This is a genomic window from Thermosynechococcus sp. (assembly GCF_025999095.1).
In the GTDB taxonomy this organism is placed as follows: Bacteria; Cyanobacteriota; Cyanobacteriia; order Thermosynechococcales; family Thermosynechococcaceae; genus Thermosynechococcus.
The window spans coordinates 1,623,688-1,639,671 of record NZ_AP024678.1 but is presented as its reverse complement, the minus strand read 5'-3'; the positions used below and the strand labels follow the sequence as shown (position 1 = coordinate 1,639,671).

At 55.5% G+C, this 15,984-nt stretch carries 15 protein-coding genes, 1 tRNA gene and 1 riboswitch; of the genes, 6 read left to right on the top strand and 10 right to left on the bottom strand.

What is annotated here, in order from left to right; genetic code table 11:
- Positions 1–51: 51 nt before the first annotated feature.
- From Q0W94_RS08080 to Q0W94_RS08065, 4 genes are all read right to left on the bottom strand, one after another.
- Entirely contained in the window at positions 52–687 is a 636-nt protein-coding gene (locus Q0W94_RS08080; protein ID WP_297757598.1) for a MerR family transcriptional regulator, read from the bottom strand.
- Between the two features lie 319 nt (positions 688–1,006).
- A complete protein-coding gene (gene aroA, locus Q0W94_RS08075) occupies positions 1,007–2,329 on the bottom strand; it encodes a 3-phosphoshikimate 1-carboxyvinyltransferase (protein ID WP_297757595.1) in 1,323 nt (440 codons plus the stop codon).
- 133 nt (positions 2,330–2,462) lie between these two features.
- Complete coding sequence (locus tag Q0W94_RS08070; protein WP_297757593.1) at positions 2,463–2,918, bottom strand: TIGR04376 family protein; 456 nt, start codon at positions 2,916–2,918, stop codon at positions 2,463–2,465.
- Positions 2,919–2,931: 13 nt separating this feature from the next.
- A complete protein-coding gene (locus Q0W94_RS08065) occupies positions 2,932–3,765 on the bottom strand; it encodes a hypothetical protein (protein WP_297757590.1) in 834 nt (277 codons plus the stop codon).
- 73 nt (positions 3,766–3,838) lie between these two features.
- Here Q0W94_RS08065 and Q0W94_RS08060 point away from each other — a divergent pair, with 73 nt between their 5' ends.
- Entirely contained in the window at positions 3,839–4,864 is a 1,026-nt protein-coding gene (locus Q0W94_RS08060) for a YheT family hydrolase (protein ID WP_297757588.1), read from the top strand.
- A gap of 8 nt (positions 4,865–4,872) precedes the next feature.
- On the opposite strand, the gene Q0W94_RS08055 is transcribed toward Q0W94_RS08060, so the two are convergent.
- The 3 genes from Q0W94_RS08055 to Q0W94_RS08045 form a co-directional block, all read right to left on the bottom strand.
- Positions 4,873–4,944: transfer RNA gene (locus Q0W94_RS08055), tRNA-Cys, on the bottom strand.
- 36 nt (positions 4,945–4,980) lie between these two features.
- Positions 4,981–6,897 carry a sulfite reductase, ferredoxin dependent gene (gene sir, locus Q0W94_RS08050; protein WP_297757586.1) on the bottom strand — a complete coding sequence of 639 codons (1,917 nt, stop codon included), beginning with the start codon at positions 6,895–6,897 and terminating at the stop codon, positions 4,981–4,983.
- 127 nt (positions 6,898–7,024) lie between these two features.
- Positions 7,025–7,195, bottom strand: coding sequence for a hypothetical protein (locus Q0W94_RS08045; RefSeq protein WP_190278128.1), 171 nt, complete (start codon positions 7,193–7,195; stop codon positions 7,025–7,027).
- Positions 7,196–7,353: 158 nt separating this feature from the next.
- On the opposite strand from Q0W94_RS08045, the gene zds reads away from it, so the two are divergent.
- Together zds and Q0W94_RS08035 are read left to right on the top strand one after the other, a co-directional pair.
- The gene (gene zds, locus Q0W94_RS08040) at positions 7,354–8,802 is read left to right on the top strand and encodes a 9,9'-di-cis-zeta-carotene desaturase (protein ID WP_297757582.1); all 1,449 of its coding nucleotides are present in this window, start codon (positions 7,354–7,356) and stop codon (positions 8,800–8,802) included.
- A complete protein-coding gene (locus tag Q0W94_RS08035) occupies positions 8,790–9,239 on the top strand; it encodes an SRPBCC family protein (protein ID WP_297757579.1) in 450 nt (149 codons plus the stop codon). Before zds ends, Q0W94_RS08035 begins: the two co-directional genes overlap by 13 nt.
- Positions 9,240–9,246: 7 nt before the next feature.
- On the opposite strand, the gene Q0W94_RS08030 is transcribed toward Q0W94_RS08035, so the two are convergent.
- The 3 genes from Q0W94_RS08030 to Q0W94_RS08020 all read right to left on the bottom strand — a co-directional run bounded on the left by Q0W94_RS08030 (position 9,247) and on the right by Q0W94_RS08020 (position 12,702).
- Positions 9,247–10,239, bottom strand: a complete 993-nt coding sequence (locus Q0W94_RS08030) for an inorganic phosphate transporter (RefSeq protein ID WP_297757576.1) — start codon at positions 10,237–10,239, stop codon at positions 9,247–9,249.
- A gap of 3 nt (positions 10,240–10,242) precedes the next feature.
- Positions 10,243–11,625 carry a phosphomethylpyrimidine synthase gene (thiC, locus tag Q0W94_RS08025; RefSeq protein WP_297762393.1) on the bottom strand — a complete coding sequence of 461 codons (1,383 nt, stop codon included), beginning with the start codon at positions 11,623–11,625 and terminating at the stop codon, positions 10,243–10,245.
- A 10-nt stretch (positions 11,626–11,635) separates the two neighbouring features.
- A riboswitch (TPP riboswitch) is annotated at positions 11,636–11,734 on the bottom strand.
- A gap of 32 nt (positions 11,735–11,766) precedes the next feature.
- Positions 11,767–12,702 (bottom strand): septal ring lytic transglycosylase RlpA family protein, encoded by a 936-nt coding sequence (locus Q0W94_RS08020; RefSeq protein ID WP_297757573.1) that lies wholly within the window; start codon positions 12,700–12,702, stop codon positions 11,767–11,769.
- Positions 12,703–13,220: 518 nt separating this feature from the next.
- Here Q0W94_RS08020 and Q0W94_RS08015 point away from each other — a divergent pair.
- Genes Q0W94_RS08015 through Q0W94_RS08005 form a run of 3 tightly spaced genes read left to right on the top strand, consistent with a single transcriptional unit; the run spans position 13,221 to position 15,969 of the window.
- A complete protein-coding gene (locus Q0W94_RS08015; RefSeq protein WP_297757570.1) occupies positions 13,221–14,996 on the top strand; it encodes a DUF2339 domain-containing protein in 1,776 nt (591 codons plus the stop codon).
- On the top strand, positions 14,993–15,628 hold the full coding sequence (gene pdxH, locus Q0W94_RS08010) for a pyridoxamine 5'-phosphate oxidase (protein ID WP_297757568.1): 636 nt from the start codon (positions 14,993–14,995) through the stop codon (positions 15,626–15,628). The genes Q0W94_RS08015 and pdxH overlap by 4 nt, the downstream gene beginning before the upstream one ends.
- A gap of 35 nt (positions 15,629–15,663) precedes the next feature.
- The gene (locus tag Q0W94_RS08005; RefSeq protein WP_297757566.1) at positions 15,664–15,969 is read left to right on the top strand and encodes an urease subunit beta; all 306 of its coding nucleotides are present in this window, start codon (positions 15,664–15,666) and stop codon (positions 15,967–15,969) included.
- Positions 15,970–15,984: the final 15 nt, after the last annotated feature.

The following is a 15,984-nucleotide window of genomic DNA, read 5'->3' as shown; positions in this document are numbered from 1 at the left end:
CCGGCGAGCTGACCGCGGCACAGGATATTTAGTCTCGGCTGGCGCTCTCAATTAGCGCTGGGTATAGCTAGAGAGCAATTGCACCAGTTGCTTCACTAGGGCTTCCTGATCGCGATTGATTTGGGGAAAGTTAAAGTCATCGCGAATATGAACTTCAAAGCCGGGCGCCACCTCAATGCGCTTCCAAGACTCTGGTTGCGGTGAATGGTTCGGGGGCGTTACCTCGCGGCGGCTGATGGTGGGACTGACGCGCATGGGCTCTCCAAAGCGATGCTCGGAGCGCTCCTGTACCTGCTGCAGAAAGGCCAAAGCGGGGTTGATTGGGGGTGGATTCAATTGAAGATGCACCCCTTGCTCAAGGAGGGCCCGCAGTTCTGGGGTGCTCATGCGATACACCAGTTTGTAAATGGCACCTGCGGTATAGCCCTCCATCAACAGCCGCCGCACCACGAGCAATTGCACAAGGTGGCGATAGCCGTAGCGACCTTCGCGGCCAATGCGAGCGGGACGGTCAATCAATTTACAGGAGGTGTAATGGCGCACCAGCCGCGGGTTGACCTCTTCTAAAACACGGTTTTTGGAGTCCTCCTGGGGGAGGTGCTGCGGCAAGAGTTCGTTGGCGATTTCCACCAACTCATCTAATGACCATTGATCCTGAACATGAACGAAGTCTTGAATTGTTGCCATGATGAACAAACTCAACCTTTTTTGGATAAAAACAGAGAGTCAGGAAAGTTTCTAAAGCCTAGGTTAAAGGCAGCAGCGCTCCTAGGGTAGAAGGGCAGAGGTGAAACTATGATATCGTATTTTATTGATCGTGTATCATTTTGGTGCTCAAGTGAGTCGCGGCATCCCCGGGAACACCCACACTCCATTACCTAGGGGTACGCAGAATTCAGCTTCCGGCCAGCCGCGATTGTGATGCCAAAACAATTTATTTGATGTTAGCATACAGCGTTTAGTGTTGAGTGAAGTTTTCCCAAAAATTCCTGGGATTTTTGTGCTATCAAGCAATTTGTTGCAGAGTTGTTACAAATTCTGGATAGGAGACCGCTGCTGCACTGGCGTTGTGAATTTCACTGGTTCCCTTGGCATTGAGGGCAGCGATCGCCAGACTCATGGCCATGCGGTGATCGCCGTAGGTTTCTAGATGGCCGCCTTGCAAGGGCACGCCCCCTTGAATATCGAGGCCATCACTGAGTTCGGTGACGTGAGCGCCCATTTTTTGCAATTCTGTGGCCACGGCCTTGAGGCGATCGCTCTCCTTGACCCGCAGTTCTGCCGCATCACGAATTTCGGTGACCCCCTCCGCAAAGGCGGCAGCCACGGCCAAAATGGGAATCTCATCAATCAAGCGGGGAATCAATTCACCGCCAATACGGGTGCTCTTGAGCCTCGCCGATCGCACCCGCAGATCTGCCACCGGTTCTCCCGTAACCAGTCGCTCATTTTCAAGGGTAATCTCTGCCCCCATTGCCCAAAGAGCATCGAGAATGCCGGTGCGGGTGGGGTTGACCCCCACATTGGTCAGCAGCAGTTCTGAATCAGGAATAATCGAGGCTGCCACCAACCAAAAGGCAGCTGCACTGATGTCCCCAGGGACAATGACCTTCTGACCCTTTAAGACTGCCGGCCCTTCCAAACTGACTGTACAGGTGGCCTCATCCACGCTCAAACGGGCACCAAAGGCCTGCAGCATCCGTTCACTGTGATCCCGTGAGCGGTGGGGTTCGCGAATAATGGTGGTGCCTTCGGCGTGGAGGGCGGCCAGCAGTAGCGCTGATTTTACCTGAGCGGAGGCAATGGGACTGTAGTAAGTAATGGGCTCGAGGGGCTGTCCCACAACGGCCAAGGGGGCACGACTGTGGTGTTGACGGCCCCAAATCTGAGCACCCATCTGTAGGAGGGGGGTGACGACCCGGGCCATGGGGCGCGATCGCAAGGAGGCATCCCCAGTCATCGTAAAAAAGCGCCCCGTTTGGGCGGCCAATACCCCCAACAATAGCCGCATCGTTGTCCCGGAGTTGCCGGCATTCAGCACATCCCCAGGCTCTTGAAGGCGGCCAATTCCCAAGCCTTGTACGGTTACTGCTGTGGCATTGAGAGGCGAAATCTCCGCCCCCAGGGCACGGAAACAGGAGGCGGTACTACAGGTATCTTCACCCACGAGCAATCCTGCGATATGGGTAGTGCCCTCTGCGATGGCCCCCAGCATCAGGGCACGGTGGGAAATGGACTTATCCCCCGGGACTTGGAGGGTGCCCCGCAGGGGATGGCCATCGGCTTGAATCTGCCACGTGTTGTCGGAGGTAATCTGAATAACCGCCATGGGACATTTGGATAAAACCGCGTTCTCGATTGTCCCACGTCTGTTGCCCTATAACCCCATCGAGCGTTTCAGTTCCTCCAGGGCAGTTTGCAATTCCAGGCGGCGAAACTCAGCTTCAATTGGATCGTTGAGGTCACTGCTGAGGCGCGGCGGGGGGGGGTGGGGGTGGGGCTGCACTGGCGGCAGGAACGCGGTTCATCACTTCCTGACGGCGATCGCGAATCTTTTGCAGGAGCTGCTGGGTAACGGGAATTTGATTGAGGGCATTGAGGCGCTGGGTCCACAATTGCTCTCCGCGGCGGCGTAATTCGCCCTCCCGTTGCTGTGCCAATTCCGCAAGATCAGGACGCTGAGCGGCCAGCGCCGTTTGGGTGCGATCGCGCCAGCGGCGAATCTCGGAAACAAGGCCTAAAATTTCTTGTTCACAGGCATTGACCTCCTGTTGCAACCGCAGTAATCGCTCTTGGGTTTCCCGTTCTTGATCCTCTAGCTCCAAAAGCAACAGATTGAGTTCGAGCTGAGGATTGGCTCGGATAAAGTCCTCGAGTTTTTGCTCTAGGAATGCATTCAAGTCTCGAAAAAAGCTCATGGGTGCCCCTTCTCTAAAAACTTTGGCCAACGGTGAGGGAGCGCACTTCCCCTTGACGTCGTAGCACCACCCGCTGATTTTGAATCTGTACCAATTGCCAGCCGTCGTTGCCAATGGTATCACCGACACTCAAGCGCAGCGTTTGGCCATTACTTTGAAAAAGTGCCATCGAGCGATCGCCCAGTTCTAAGATGCCAACTAGCGTATGTTGGGGGGGAGCAGGCGTCGGGGGCGACGCTGTTGGGGCTGGGGTTGGAGCTGTTACTGTGGGCAAATTGGGCAGTGTGACTGCCGGCGGGCTGGGGGCTTGGTACAGCGGAATATAGATGCGCTCAACCGTTGGGGCAGAGGCGGAGGGGCTGAGACCAGCAGAATTACTGGCGATCGCCGGCGGTGAAGGAGAGGAGGTGGCCGCCTGTTGGCTAAGGAGTTGCAGGGAGGTTTGGAGATACTCAGCGAAGGCCATGTCGGCAGGGCTAGTGCTTGGGGTCACCGCAGCGTCAGGGGCAACTGCGACCGGTTGGCGATTCAGGCTGATCCAAAGGCCAACCCCCACGACAAAGGCGGCAATGCCTACCCCCATCAAAAAGCGATCGCCCCAAGAAAATGTTTGCTGTGGCTCTGGACAGTGCAGCCAGCGAGAAGGTTCCGAAGGAGGAGTTGTTGGTTCAAAAGGGACGGCGAGGGAAGGCTGAGGCTCTAAAACCGCTGCTAGGGATTCTGGCTCATTGGGGTTGGCCTCCACAGTGGCAAAGACCTCATCCAGCAAGCGATTGGCTTGGACCTCTGTCAGACAGGTTTCTATGATGTAGGGGTCTGTCCGCTGCAGATTATCACTCTGTGTCATCGCCCATGCCTCACAATGATCACGAAAAACCCCCAAGTTTGCCCATTTTGCCTACGATGGATGACTAAATTCTATGCAATCCCTCTCCTATTGGCCACCACTGCCCCTGCACTCTGGCGTGATCCACACCGTTTTTACCGCCTATGTTCAACGCTGGGGATGTCTCTACCCTTGGCAAGGGCAAACCAGCCATGTGTTCCACGGGGCTGAGGGGGTGCCCCTGTACGGTGAGGGGTATCGGGTTGACCAAGCCCGCGGCACCATTATTGCCACCTACGGCATTACCGGTGATCTCAAGAATCAATGGTACCTACATACCCTCGCCCATTGGGCGATCGCCCGCGGCTTTAATGTGGTGCTCTTTGATTGGCGCGCCCATGGCCGCAGCGCCGAACTGTCCCCAGTGCTAACCAGTGATGGCCTCTACGAAGGGCAGGACTTTGTGGCGATCGCCCAGCAGTGTCAAGTCCTTGGCTATACCCCTCCCTACTGGTTGGTTGGCTATTCCTTGGGGGGTCAGTTAGCCCTTTGGGGGGCATGGTATGCCCAACAGCAACGGCAACAAGAGATTGGGGGCGCCGCTGTGATTTGCCCCAACCTTGACTCCAACCGGTCCCTAGCCTACCTAGGCACCACGTTTTGGGGACGGCAATTTGAACGCGCCATCAGCCGTCAACTCCGACACTTGGCTTGCCGCCTCCATCGCTTGCATCCTCAGAGCTTTGACCTCAACACCATTGCCAAGATTGACACCATTGCCGGTTTTGATGCTGCCCTAGTCATTGACCGCCTTGGCTTTAGCAGTGTGGCTGAGTACTACGCTGCCAGCAGTCCCTTACCGCTGCTGCCCCAACTGAAAATACCCCTATGGATTCTCTATGCCGCTGATGATCCCCTATTTGATCCCTGTCTTGTGTCCGAGCTGCTCACAATTGCCGAAGGCAATCCTGCCCTTACCCTACTGCTGACCGAACAGGGGGGTCACGTGGGTTTTACCAGCGATCGCAAGTGCCAACGCCTTTGGGGCGATCCAGACTACTGCTGGGGTATCCATCGACTCTTAGATTGGCTTGAGCAGCAGCTTGAAACGGCAACCTAAGGGAAGGAAGGCGGCACCCGGATTCGAACCGGGGAATAAAGGTTTTGCAGACCTCTGCCTTACCACTTGGCTATGCCGCCCTATTTGGCGATTCCTCATTATAGCCGATAGGCATCCTATCCTTGCTTGTTTTGCCGCGATTGCTCAAGGTAATGCTGAATGGCTTCACGGGTCACCGCCGCTAGAGACCTGCCCTGCGCTGCTGCCAATTCCTTGAGTTGTTGGTATTGATCAGCCCGCACATCCACGCGATAGCGCTTTGTTGTGGCAGGGGGCACGTAATTTGCCGCAAACTGTCGCAAGGCTGCAAAACCAACCCGATGGCAAAAGTCACCAAAGGATTCTCCCCGCTGCCGGCGATCGCGATAAAAGACCAGCAATGGCTCTAGGGCCGTTTCCAGTTCGGCAATAGGTAACCGCTCAATGTAGACCTCCGCCAAGCGGGTTTGATCAGGACTCCCCCCTAACCAAATTTGATAGGCGCCGGGGACAATGCCGACAAAGCCCAATTCCGCCAAGTAGGGACGGGCACAGCCATTGGGACACCCTGTCATCCGAATCACAAAATGTTCGTCCTTCAGTCCCAGCCGATCCATGAGGCGGCGGATCCGCTCCAGTACCCCCGGCATCGCCCGTTCCGATTCGGTAATGGCCAAGCCACAGGTGGGCAATGCCGGGCAGGCCATGCTATAGCGTTCGAGGGGATCAATGGTGCTGACATCCCGAACGCCGTGCTGCTCAAGGAGGTGCTGAATCGCAGCCTGTTGCTCGGGAGAGACATCGCACAGGAGCAGATTTTGGTGGGGCGTCACCCGCAGGGGGAGATGAAAGTCCTCAACGATTTTCCTGAGGGCCGACTTGAGTTTGAAGTTCCCCCGATCCAGGATGCGGCCATTGGCAATGGACAAGCCATAGAAGAATTTGCCATCCCCTTGGGGGTGCCAGCCCAAAAAGTCCTGATAGCGCCACGGTGGCAGTGGGCGAAAGGGTTCGAGGGGTTTGCCAAAGTATTCCTCCACCTTAGCCTTGAATTTTTCGACCCCCCAATCGTGGATCAGGTATTTCAAACGGGCGTGGCGCCGATTATAGCGATCGCCATAATCCCGCTGTGTCGCCACAATGGCCTTCACCGCCTCATAGACATCTGCCGCTCGCACAAAGCCAATTTCATCGGCCATGCGGGCAAAGGTCTCTTCTTTGTTGTGGGTGCGCCCCAAGCCACCCCCGGCATAGATGTTAAAACCCTCAAGCTGCCCCTGGGGGTCGGTGATCACCACCAGCGTCAAATCTTGGGAGAAAAGATCCACCGAGTTATCCCCCGGCACCGTGACGCAGCACTTAAATTTGCGGGGCATATAGTGATCGCCGTAGATTGGCTCTTCGTTATTCGGGAAAATGGTGCCATTGCTATTACGTTGCCGTGCCGCCTTGACCTCGGGGTGCTCTTCGGCGGAGATCACTTTTTCTCCATCGAGCCAAATCTCGTAGTAGGCACCCGTTTGGGGTGTTAGGAGATCGGCAATGCGGTGGGCATACTCATAGGCAAGGGTATATTCCGGGCGATCGCGAAAGGGGGCGGGGGGCGCCATAACATTGCGGTTCAAATCACCGCAGGCCCCCAACGTCGATCCCATGTTGCGAACAATGGCGGCGATCGCCGCTTTTAGATTCTTCTTGAGAATGCCATGCAATTGAAACCCTTGGCGGGTGGTGGCTCGCAGGGTGTGGTTGCCATACTCATCTGCCAAGCGATCCAGGGTCAAGTAGAGCTGGGGCGGAATATAACCAGCTGGACTGCGGGTGCGCAGCATGAACTGGTAGTCTTTTTCCTGCCCTTTGACGCGGTTATCGCGATTGTCCTGCTGATAGGAGCCATGAAACTTGAGGATCTGTACACCCTCTTCACTAAAACGATTCGTTGGTTCCAGTAATTCTGTGGCCACAGGCTCTCGCAGATGTTGGCTCTGTTCCTTGAGCGTTTCAATTTTTGAGCGTTTTAGTGCAGCATCGGCAGACGGGGGCGAAGCAACCATAGTATTTCTGTCTTCCCACAGGTGAAGGTAACCAAAATGATGACGGCTAAAAGTCCCTAATCTTGATCGGGAAAGTGAGCTATCTCATTTTAGCGAACCTGTGGAATGATTAAAACGATTAAAACGACTAACAGGAGGGTTCTTCCTTGGAGGCGCAGTCCTTTTGCCAGCAGCGTTCGAGGTAAGCATCGTAATACTGCCGCCAGAACCGTTTGGGATTCAGGGTAAAGCCTGGACTGAATAGCCGTTGGTTCAAATACTGCCAGAGGGGAAAGGCAAGGACACGACGCGTAGCCATAAGCACACCGTGAGCGTGAGCGATTCAAAAACTGCAACTTACCTTGATCATAGATGAGGGTTCGCGGGGGCAAGGGTCTCTGCCAAGTTTCTTAACGCGCAGGAAACCAGCGGCGGGGCGAAAAATGTTAAAATCTGTAAAGTTTTCTGGGATTACCGATGCGGGTTGTCATTGTTGGTGCAGGGCTGGCTGGCCTAGCCGCCGCAGTGGATTTGGTGGATGCCGGTCACAGTGTTGAAATCTATGAATCCCGTCCCTTTGTGGGGGGCAAAGTCAGCAGTTGGCAAGATGCTGAGGGCAACCACATTGAGATGGGGTTGCATGTTTTCTTTTACAACTACGCCAATCTCTTTGAATTGATGACCAAGGTGGGGGCGATCGCCAACCTCCTGCCCAAGGCACATACCCACACATTTATTAATCGTGGCGCTCAGGTGGGAGAACTGGATTTTCGCTTTCCCTTGGGGGCTCCCTTCAACGGTCTCAAGGCCTTCTTTACGACCAGTCAACTCTCAGTGGCCGATAAATTCTTTAATGCCATTGCCCTGGGTACCAGTCCCATTGTTCGCGGTCTTGTGGATTATGAAGGGGCGATGCGCCAAATCCGTGCCCTAGATCGCATGAGTTTTGCCGAGTGGTTTCGCCGCCATGGCGGTTCAGAAAATAGCCTCAAACGTCTTTGGAATCCCATTTCCTACGCTTTGGGTTTCATTGATACCGAGCACATGTCCGCTCGCTGCATGCTGACGATCTTTATGATGTTTGCCGCCAAGACCACCGCCTCGCGGCTGAATATGCTCAAGGGCTCACCGGCGGAGTACTTGCTCAAGCCTTTGGTGAACTACATTGAAGCGCGGGGGGCTAAGATTCACCTGCGGCGGCGGGTGAGGGAAATTCTCTTTCGCGGCCAGGATCCAAGGACTTGGTACGTGGAAGGTTTGGTGATTCCCCTGGGGGAGCAGTTGGAAATTGTAACGGCAGATGCCTATCTCTGTGCCTGTGATGTGCCGGGGATTCAGCGCCTGATTCCGCCAGCGTGGCGATCGCACCCAACCTTCGACAACATCTTTAAGCTCGAAGCGGTGCCGGTGGCCACGGTCCAACTGCGATTTGATGGCTGGGTTACGGAACTGCAAGACCCCAGTAAACAAAAACAGGTGGCGGCAACGGGTATTGATAACCTGCTGTACACCGCCGATGCCGATTTTTCCTGCTTTGCCGATTTGGCCCTCACTAGCCCTGCGGATTACTATCGCGAAGGCCAAGGCTCCCTGCTGCAAGTGGTGCTCACCCCCGGTGATCCCTTCATTAAGGCCAGCAATGCCGAGATTGCCCAACACGTGTTGCGGCAAGTCCATGAGCTTTTCCCGTCGTCGCGCCATCTCAACATGACATGGTACAGTGTCGTTAAATTAGCGCAGTCCCTCTATCGCGAAGCCCCCGGCATGGATCCCTATCGGCCACCCCAAAAGACGCCTGTTCCTAACTTTTACTTGGCGGGCAGCTACACGCAGCAGGACTACATTGACAGTATGGAGGGCGCGACGATGTCCGGACGACAAGCCGCCCAGGCGATTTTGGCAGGAGGTCACCCATGGCTTGGTTAGAGCACACGGTGCAGATTGAGGTGGCCGCCGATGTTGATCGCGTCTGGGCCCTGTGGTCCGATCTGGAGAAAATGCCCCTGTGGATGAAGTGGATTGAATCGGTGGTCATCACCGCTGAGGACCCCACGCTATCCCGCTGGACATTGGCCACGGGAAACTGGCACTTTAGCTGGCGATCGCGCATTTGCCGCCAAGTAAAGCACCAAATTATTCAGTGGGAGTCCGTGGATGGCCTCCCCAATCGGGGGGCCATTCGCTTTTACGATCGCCAGGGCAGCACCATTGTCAAGCTCTCGGTCTCCTATGCCATTCCGGGGGTCTTGGCACAAATGATGGATCGCCTGTTCTTGGGTCGGGTAGTTGAAAGTACACTGCAAGCGGATCTCGAGCGCTTTCGGGAGTATGCCCAACGGAGACAACCCACGCAGGTTTCCTGAGTTTGGCTTAAAGTTGCGCCAGAAAAAAAGAGATTGCCATCGCCAGCAGGGCTGCACCGGGAAACGTCAGCAGCCATGCCATGAAAATTTGGCCCCACACTTGCCAGTTCACTTTCCCTTGATGGCGATACCCGGCACCCGTAATCGCCCCCACCACGACTTGTGTGGTACTGACGGGAAAGCCGACTAGACTAGCGGCTCCGACTGTCAAGGCGGCACTCAGGTTAGCTAAGCAGCCACTCACAGGGTCAAGGGAGGTAATTTTCTCCCCCGTGGTGTGGATAATGCGCTCGCCGCCGCCATAGGTTCCGATCGCGATCGCTAGAGCACAGGCAGCAATGACCCAGCAGGGCACCCCCGCCTCTGGCGACAGTTTTCCCCAACCCACAAGGGCGAGGGTGATTACCCCCATGGTTTTTTGAGCATCATTGGCCCCATGGGCCACAGCCATCAAGGCACCGGAGAGCATCTGCAACCGTTGCCAGTGTTCTGGGGGAATGTCTTGCCATTGCAGCCATTGCTCGACAAGGGTCATGAAACTCAGGCCGACGGCGATCGCCACCAGAGGGGAGACAACCATGGGAATGAGAACTGCCTGCACAATTCCCTGCCAATAGACAATCGCGGGTGAGACTTGGGACATCCCCGCCCCCACCAAGCCGCCAATGAGGGCATGGGAAGAACTACTGGGCAAGCCCCAATACCAAGTGAACAAATTCCAGGCCATCGCACCAAGGAGGGCAGCACCAATGACGCCAAACCAATGACCACCCAAGGCAGTGCTGTTGAGAATGCCTGCTTCAATGGTGAGTGCCACCCGCGTACTCAGGAAAGCACCACCAAAATTAGCCACAGCAGCAAGGAGGAGCGCCGAGCGCAGGGAAAGGGCACGGGTGGCCACCACCGTTGCAATGGCATTGGCGGCATCATGGAAGCCATTGGTGACATCAAAAAGGAGGGCGATCGCAATCACCCCCCCTCCCTGCCAGTTCGCTGCCATGTCCTAGGCGGAAGCGCTCACTTGGTGTTTATCTTTGGCCAAGAATTTTTCCAGTTCCGCAAGGGCCTCGGCATCCACTTTCGTTTGCATGGGGCAAAATTTGGGCCCGCACATGGAGCAGAACTCGGCGGTTTTATAGATATCTGCCGGCAGGGTTTCGTCGTGGTATTCCCGGGCCCGCTCTGGATCTAGCGCCAGTTCAAACTGGCGGTTCCAGTCAAAGTTGTACCGTGCCCGCGACAGTTCATCATCGCGATCGCGCGCCCCCGGCCGGTGACGGGCAATATCCGCCGCGTGAGCCGCAATTTTGTAGGCAATCAAGCCATTGCGCACATCTTCGGCATTGGGTAAGCCGAGGTGCTCTTTGGGGGTCACATAGCAAAGCATGGCCGTGCCGTACCAGCCGGCAATGGCAGCGCCAATGGCACTGGTAATGTGGTCATAGCCGGGGGCAATGTCAGTTACCAGAGGACCAAGGACATAGAAGGGAGCTTCAGAGCATTCCTCCATCTGCTTGCGCACATTAAATTCAATTTGATCCATGGGGACATGGCCGGGCCCTTCCACCATGACTTGGACGTCGTGTTCCCAAGCCTTGCGGGTAAGCTGACCAAGGGTTTTCAATTCCGCCAGTTGGGCTTCATCGGAAGCATCATGCAGACACCCCGGCCGCAGCGAGTCTCCCAAGGAGAAGGAGACATCATATTTTTTGAAGATCTCAATAATGTCGCGGAAGTGGGTATAGAGGGGATTTTGTTTGTGGTGATATAGCATCCACTTGGCAAGAATGCCACCCCCGCGGGACACAATTCCAGTAATACGGTTTTTTACCAAGGGCAGGTATTCAATGAGAATCCCTGCATGGATCGTCATGTAGTCCACCCCCTGCTGGGCGTGCTTTTCAATCACATGGAGAAAATCCTCAGGGGTGAGCCGCTCAACGTTGCCGTGGACACTTTCAAGGGCTTGGTAGACGGGCACTGTACCGATGGGCACCGGTGAGGCATTAATAATGGCGGTGCGAATGGCATCGAGGTCACCCCCCCCTGTGGAGAGATCCATCACCGTATCGGCACCATACTTCACTGCAAGCCGCAGCTTTTCTAGCTCTTCCTCAAGGCTGGAGGAGTTGGGGGAAGCACCAATGTTGGCATTGACTTTGCACCTAGCGGCAATTCCAATTGCCATCGGCTCAAGGTTGGGGTGATTGATATTGGCGGGAATAATCATCCGCCCGCGGGCCACTTCATCGCGAATCAATTCAGGGGGCAAGTTTTCCCGCCGTGCCACATAGTGCATTTCTTCGGTGATCATCCCTTGGCGGGCATAATGCATTTGGGTGACATTGTCGTGCCCTTTGCGGGCAGCAATCCATTCGCTACGCACCATTGATAGAATCCTCTCTAGACAGCTTCCCTGCGCCAGCATGATCTGGTTCAGGTTCTAAGGGTTTGCTCTCAGCCTGCTGTGACCGCAGACACCCCTAGCATGTCGTTCATTCTATCACTTTGCCCTTAGGGGGTGGGCTTAGTCCAAAACGTCAATGCGTACATATCCGACACCGGCCCCAATGAGGCCAATGGCAGCCGCCGCCCCCCGCGAGAGGTCAATTTCCCGTCCCCCCGTAAAAGGCCCGCGATCGTTAATCCGCACCACCACTGAGCGGCCATTTTGGAGATTGGTCACCCGCACCCGTTTACCAAAGGGCAGTGTGCGATGGGCGGCCGTCAGGGCATTTTGATCAAAGCGCTCACCATTGGCGGTGCGGCCACCATGGAAGCCGGGGCCATACCAGGAGGCAATGCCCGTAAACTGCATCCGAATTGGCCCCACGGCCACAACTGTATTTGGGCTGCCCTCTACGCTGGTTAAAGCAGGGGCATTGCCCAACTGGCGTCGGATCAGGTTGGCAATTCGCAGGGCGTTTTCATCGTTGCGTTGTGAACTATTCGGGAGGATTACCTGATTGTTCAGGGTCAGGAGAGGTTCTTGATCGGCGTAGATGCGATAGCTCTGTTGTTGGGCATCCCAACGCACACGCACAAGGTTGGCGTCAAAGCCCTGTTCGTGGAGCTGATTGAGGCGAGCAGTGAGAAGGGTTGCCTGTTGGGCTGCCTCTGAGAGGGTGGTTTGCTCTGGCATGCCAGCGCTATTAGCGGCAGCGACTTTGACGCCCTGCGTGGCTGCGACCCGCTGCCCCAAGAAGGTGAGTACAGGAATCCCCCGCAAGTAGACGGTTACGGCTTCGCGGCCTTGCTGTTGGTGACGATGGAGACTGGCGATCGCTCGCGTTATCACCGGGGCAGTGGCTTGGCGTTCCCCAACTTTGGTGGCAACGGCGGGCGAGGCTGGGGCTGAAACAGAGTCTGGGGCTGGTGTGGGTGTAATTGCCCGGCTACTGGAAAGCGTTCCCAACACAGCCAACGTGGTTGTTGTCAGACCCACATAAAGCGTTTTTTTCATAGGCGTCCGTTAAAAAGGGCATCCATACGGCTGGACAGTAGGGCACCAACATCACACAGGGGTACCCCCTACTGGTGCCGTGTTCGCTCTCATCGCGGAACTGTTTCAACCTACCACGAAGGCCTAGAATCAAGCATCAGGAGCATTTTGTTTGTGGCAAACATTTTGAAAGAGAATAAAAAAGCGCTGAAGGCGGTGAAACCTACGCAGACTGGCACATTGACGGAATTTACAGTTGATAAGAGAAAATAAGGAAATTTTATAAACTTTTAATAAATTGTTTTTAATTTCCGAATGCTTTTGTGACTCAGATCACCAAAAATAAAAATTTTTCTAAGATAGAAAATTTGCTTTTTGTAACCTTTTCTGTGTGTTACAGGACGATGGCTGACCCAATTTTGTTTCTCTTTTACTCCTGTGGCGATGCTCCTCCAGCCACTCCATAAAGTGCATTGCCCAAGGAATTGCCCTCCCCTGGAGCGCATAAAACGGGGATATCGTCCGTAGGGAGTCAGATTATGGAAGACAGGGATGACTTGCGGCGTCGTCTGGACAACTTAGAAGCCGCTGTGGCTGCTCTCCAGCGATCGCTCGAGATTCTGCAAACCGCTATTTTCCGTGAAGACCGCTCTTCTTCTGGAGTCCCAGAACCTTCAACACCATCAACGCCACCTGAGGAACCGGCGGCGATCAAAGCACAATCCCAAGCTCCTGAATCCCCATTGGTGGCACCCACCCCTGCCCAAGCTGACTGGCTACAAAATTGGGAACTGTGGCTCAACCGTCTCGGCATTGGCCTGCTGCTGTTGGGGATTGGTTTCCTCTTTCGGTATGCCGTTGAATTGGGCTGGATTAGCGATGCAGTTCTCGTTGCCATGGGTTTTGCGATCGGGACTGCCTTGATGGGCTTGGGCTGGCGGTTGCAGCGGCGAGCTATCTTGAGCCAGTTTTTGCAGGGGGGTGGCCTCGCAACCTATTACCTCACGATCTTTGCTGGCTATCAGTTTTTGAGGGTCATGCCTTGGGGGGTGGCCTTCCCAGTGATGGTGTTGCTAACCCTGGGGGCGTTTTTCATGTCGTTGCGCCAAAATCGAGCCATCTTTGCAGTGATTGGTGTGGCTGGCGGCCTAGGGACCCCCTTGCTGCTCTACAACCCAGAGACTAGTCGCCCTTTGGCCTTGGCCAGTTACACCTTTTTAATCCTCTTAGGCAGCTGGGCAATTTATGCGGTAAAGGGCTGGCGATCGCTCCTGCTGTCAACCTTTTGGCTGGGATGGGTGATGTTAAGGGTGTCTGTGACCGTTCAGCACGTTGATCAGGTGGTGGCGTTACAGGGGATTCTGGGGTTGACTTGGTTGGGCTTTACGGTATTGCCCCCTTGGTATCAGTGGCGCGATCGCAACAGCGCAGCGGAGCTATATCGCCCCCAAAAGACTTCCCCACAACCCTATGGTCAAACGATCGCCCCTTTTAACCCACTGATTGCCCTCAGCTTGAGTGCTGCCCTCTGGGGGTGGTCAGCAACGATAACGGGGCGGATGTTTATCCTTTTTGGGGTGCTTTACCTCGGAACTAGTCTGCTCTGGCGACGCCTACCGCCACCTTGGCGCTGGGTCTATAGCTTGACGGGACTTGTGCTGATTGCCTTTGGCATTGTTGTTCGCTCCTCCAGCAATCGCTTTATCCTGGCACCCCTGGCGATTGAGGGACTGATTTTGCATTATCTGAGCCAACACTATTCCTCGCGACCCCTGCGGATTATTGCCCATCTTTGGTGGGGACTACTCAGCCTTGGCTTTGTTGGTCACCTGCTTTTTACCGGCGCCGATCGCCCCCCGCTGTGGAATCTGGCTTTTGTCACCCATTTGGTGGTGCTTGGCGCCGCAGCCGTCAGTACTCGTTTTTTGCCCCCACCCACCCGCCCCCTGTACTGGACCTTGGGCTATGGGGTAACGATGAGTTGGATTCAGCACGAACTAGCACCCTTGGGCACGGGGGCAGCCACCCTTGTCTGGGGACTGTTTGGCGTGGGACTGCTCATCGCTGGGTTGCAACGGGACAGCGCCGCGGTGCGCACGGTGGCCTTAATCACCCTCATCATTACTTTAGGGCGGCTTTTCTTGGTTGATCTCATCAATCTTGCGCCGGTGTGGCGAGTGCTCCTATTCATGGGGTTTGGTTTAATTTTTTTACTGCTGAGCTATTTTTTCCGCGCCCTCTGGCGGCGATCGCCCGTGGAATCCTCTAGGATCAGTGAAGAATTCCCAAACAAGCAGTCCAAAGAAAACCCATGACCAGCATTGCTGATCTGCGCCGTGATTACCGTCGTCAACGTCTCCTCGAAAGCGAGGCTGCCGAGGATCCCATCGAACAGTTTCGCCTCTGGTTTACGGAGGCGGTCAACGCCGAGTTGCCGGAACCCAATGCAATGACACTGGCCACAGTTGGCCTGGATGGGATGCCCGCTGCCCGACTGGTGTTGCTCAAGGAAGTGGACGATCGCGGGTTTGTCTTTTTCACGAACTACCGCAGTCGCAAAGGTCGGGAATTAGCCGCCCATCCCAAGGCTGCCCTTGTGTTTTGGTGGGCAGAGCTAGAACGGCAGGTGCGCATTGAGGGCAATGTTGAGCAAATTAGTGCGGCGGAGTCTGATGCCTACTTTCAAAGTCGTCCCCTGGGTAGCCGTTGGGGGGCATGGGCCTCCCAGCAGAGTGAGGTTTTAGAGTCCTACGCCGAGCTGGAAGCCCGCCTGGCGGCAGTGGAGGCCCGCTACGGCGAAAATGTCCCTCGGCCAGAGCATTGGGGAGGCTATCGTGTCCTACCGACTCTGATTGAATTTTGGCAAGGGCGACCCAATCGCCTCCACGATCGCCTGTGCTATCGTCGCCAAGGAGACCACTGGCAGCGGGTGCGCCTCTACCCCTAGGATAGGGATATCTTTAGAGATGGGCTGCGACCCCCATGATTCCCGGTGAACTGATCCCCGCAGAGGGAACCATTGAACTTAATGCGGGCCGGCCAACGGTGACTTTAACGGTCGCCAATACGGGCGATCGCCCAATTCAGGTGGGGTCTCACTACCACTTTTACGAAGTCAATCCGGCCCTCCAGTTTGCTCGTGAACAAGCACGAGGAATGCGCTTAGATATTCCCGCTGGCACAGCCATTCGCTTTGAGCCGGGGGATGAGCGGGTGGTGCCACTAGTGGCCTTTGGTGGCACTCGTCAAATCTATGGCTTTCGGGGGGAAGTCAACGGTGCGCTCTAGTCGGGATTCCAAGCA

What these genes read in the sequence shown, in the direction of transcription:
- Q0W94_RS08060 (WP_297757588.1), top strand. Translation starts at nt 3,839, where the DNA reads ATGCAATCCCTCTCCTATTGGCCACCACTGCCCCTGCACTCTGGCGTG.
- sir (WP_297757586.1), bottom strand. Translation starts at nt 6,897, where the DNA reads ATGGTTGCTTCGCCCCCGTCTGCCGATGCTGCACTAAAACGCTCAAAA.
- pdxH (WP_297757568.1), top strand. Translation starts at nt 14,993, where the DNA reads ATGACCAGCATTGCTGATCTGCGCCGTGATTACCGTCGTCAACGTCTC.
- Q0W94_RS08030 (WP_297757576.1), bottom strand. Translation starts at nt 10,239, where the DNA reads ATGGCAGCGAACTGGCAGGGAGGGGGGGTGATTGCGATCGCCCTCCTT.
- Q0W94_RS08015 (WP_297757570.1), top strand. Translation starts at nt 13,221, where the DNA reads ATGGAAGACAGGGATGACTTGCGGCGTCGTCTGGACAACTTAGAAGCC.
- Q0W94_RS08065 (WP_297757590.1), bottom strand. Translation starts at nt 3,765, where the DNA reads ATGACACAGAGTGATAATCTGCAGCGGACAGACCCCTACATCATAGAA.
- Q0W94_RS08020 (WP_297757573.1), bottom strand. Translation starts at nt 12,702, where the DNA reads ATGAAAAAAACGCTTTATGTGGGTCTGACAACAACCACGTTGGCTGTG.
- aroA (WP_297757595.1), bottom strand. Translation starts at nt 2,329, where the DNA reads ATGGCGGTTATTCAGATTACCTCCGACAACACGTGGCAGATTCAAGCC.
- Q0W94_RS08035 (WP_297757579.1), top strand. Translation starts at nt 8,790, where the DNA reads ATGGCTTGGTTAGAGCACACGGTGCAGATTGAGGTGGCCGCCGATGTT.
- Q0W94_RS08045 (WP_190278128.1), bottom strand. Translation starts at nt 7,195, where the DNA reads ATGGCTACGCGTCGTGTCCTTGCCTTTCCCCTCTGGCAGTATTTGAAC.
- Q0W94_RS08080 (WP_297757598.1), bottom strand. Translation starts at nt 687, where the DNA reads ATGGCAACAATTCAAGACTTCGTTCATGTTCAGGATCAATGGTCATTA.
- zds (WP_297757582.1), top strand. Translation starts at nt 7,354, where the DNA reads ATGCGGGTTGTCATTGTTGGTGCAGGGCTGGCTGGCCTAGCCGCCGCA.
- Q0W94_RS08005 (WP_297757566.1), top strand. Translation starts at nt 15,664, where the DNA reads ATGATTCCCGGTGAACTGATCCCCGCAGAGGGAACCATTGAACTTAAT.
- Q0W94_RS08070 (WP_297757593.1), bottom strand. Translation starts at nt 2,918, where the DNA reads ATGAGCTTTTTTCGAGACTTGAATGCATTCCTAGAGCAAAAACTCGAG.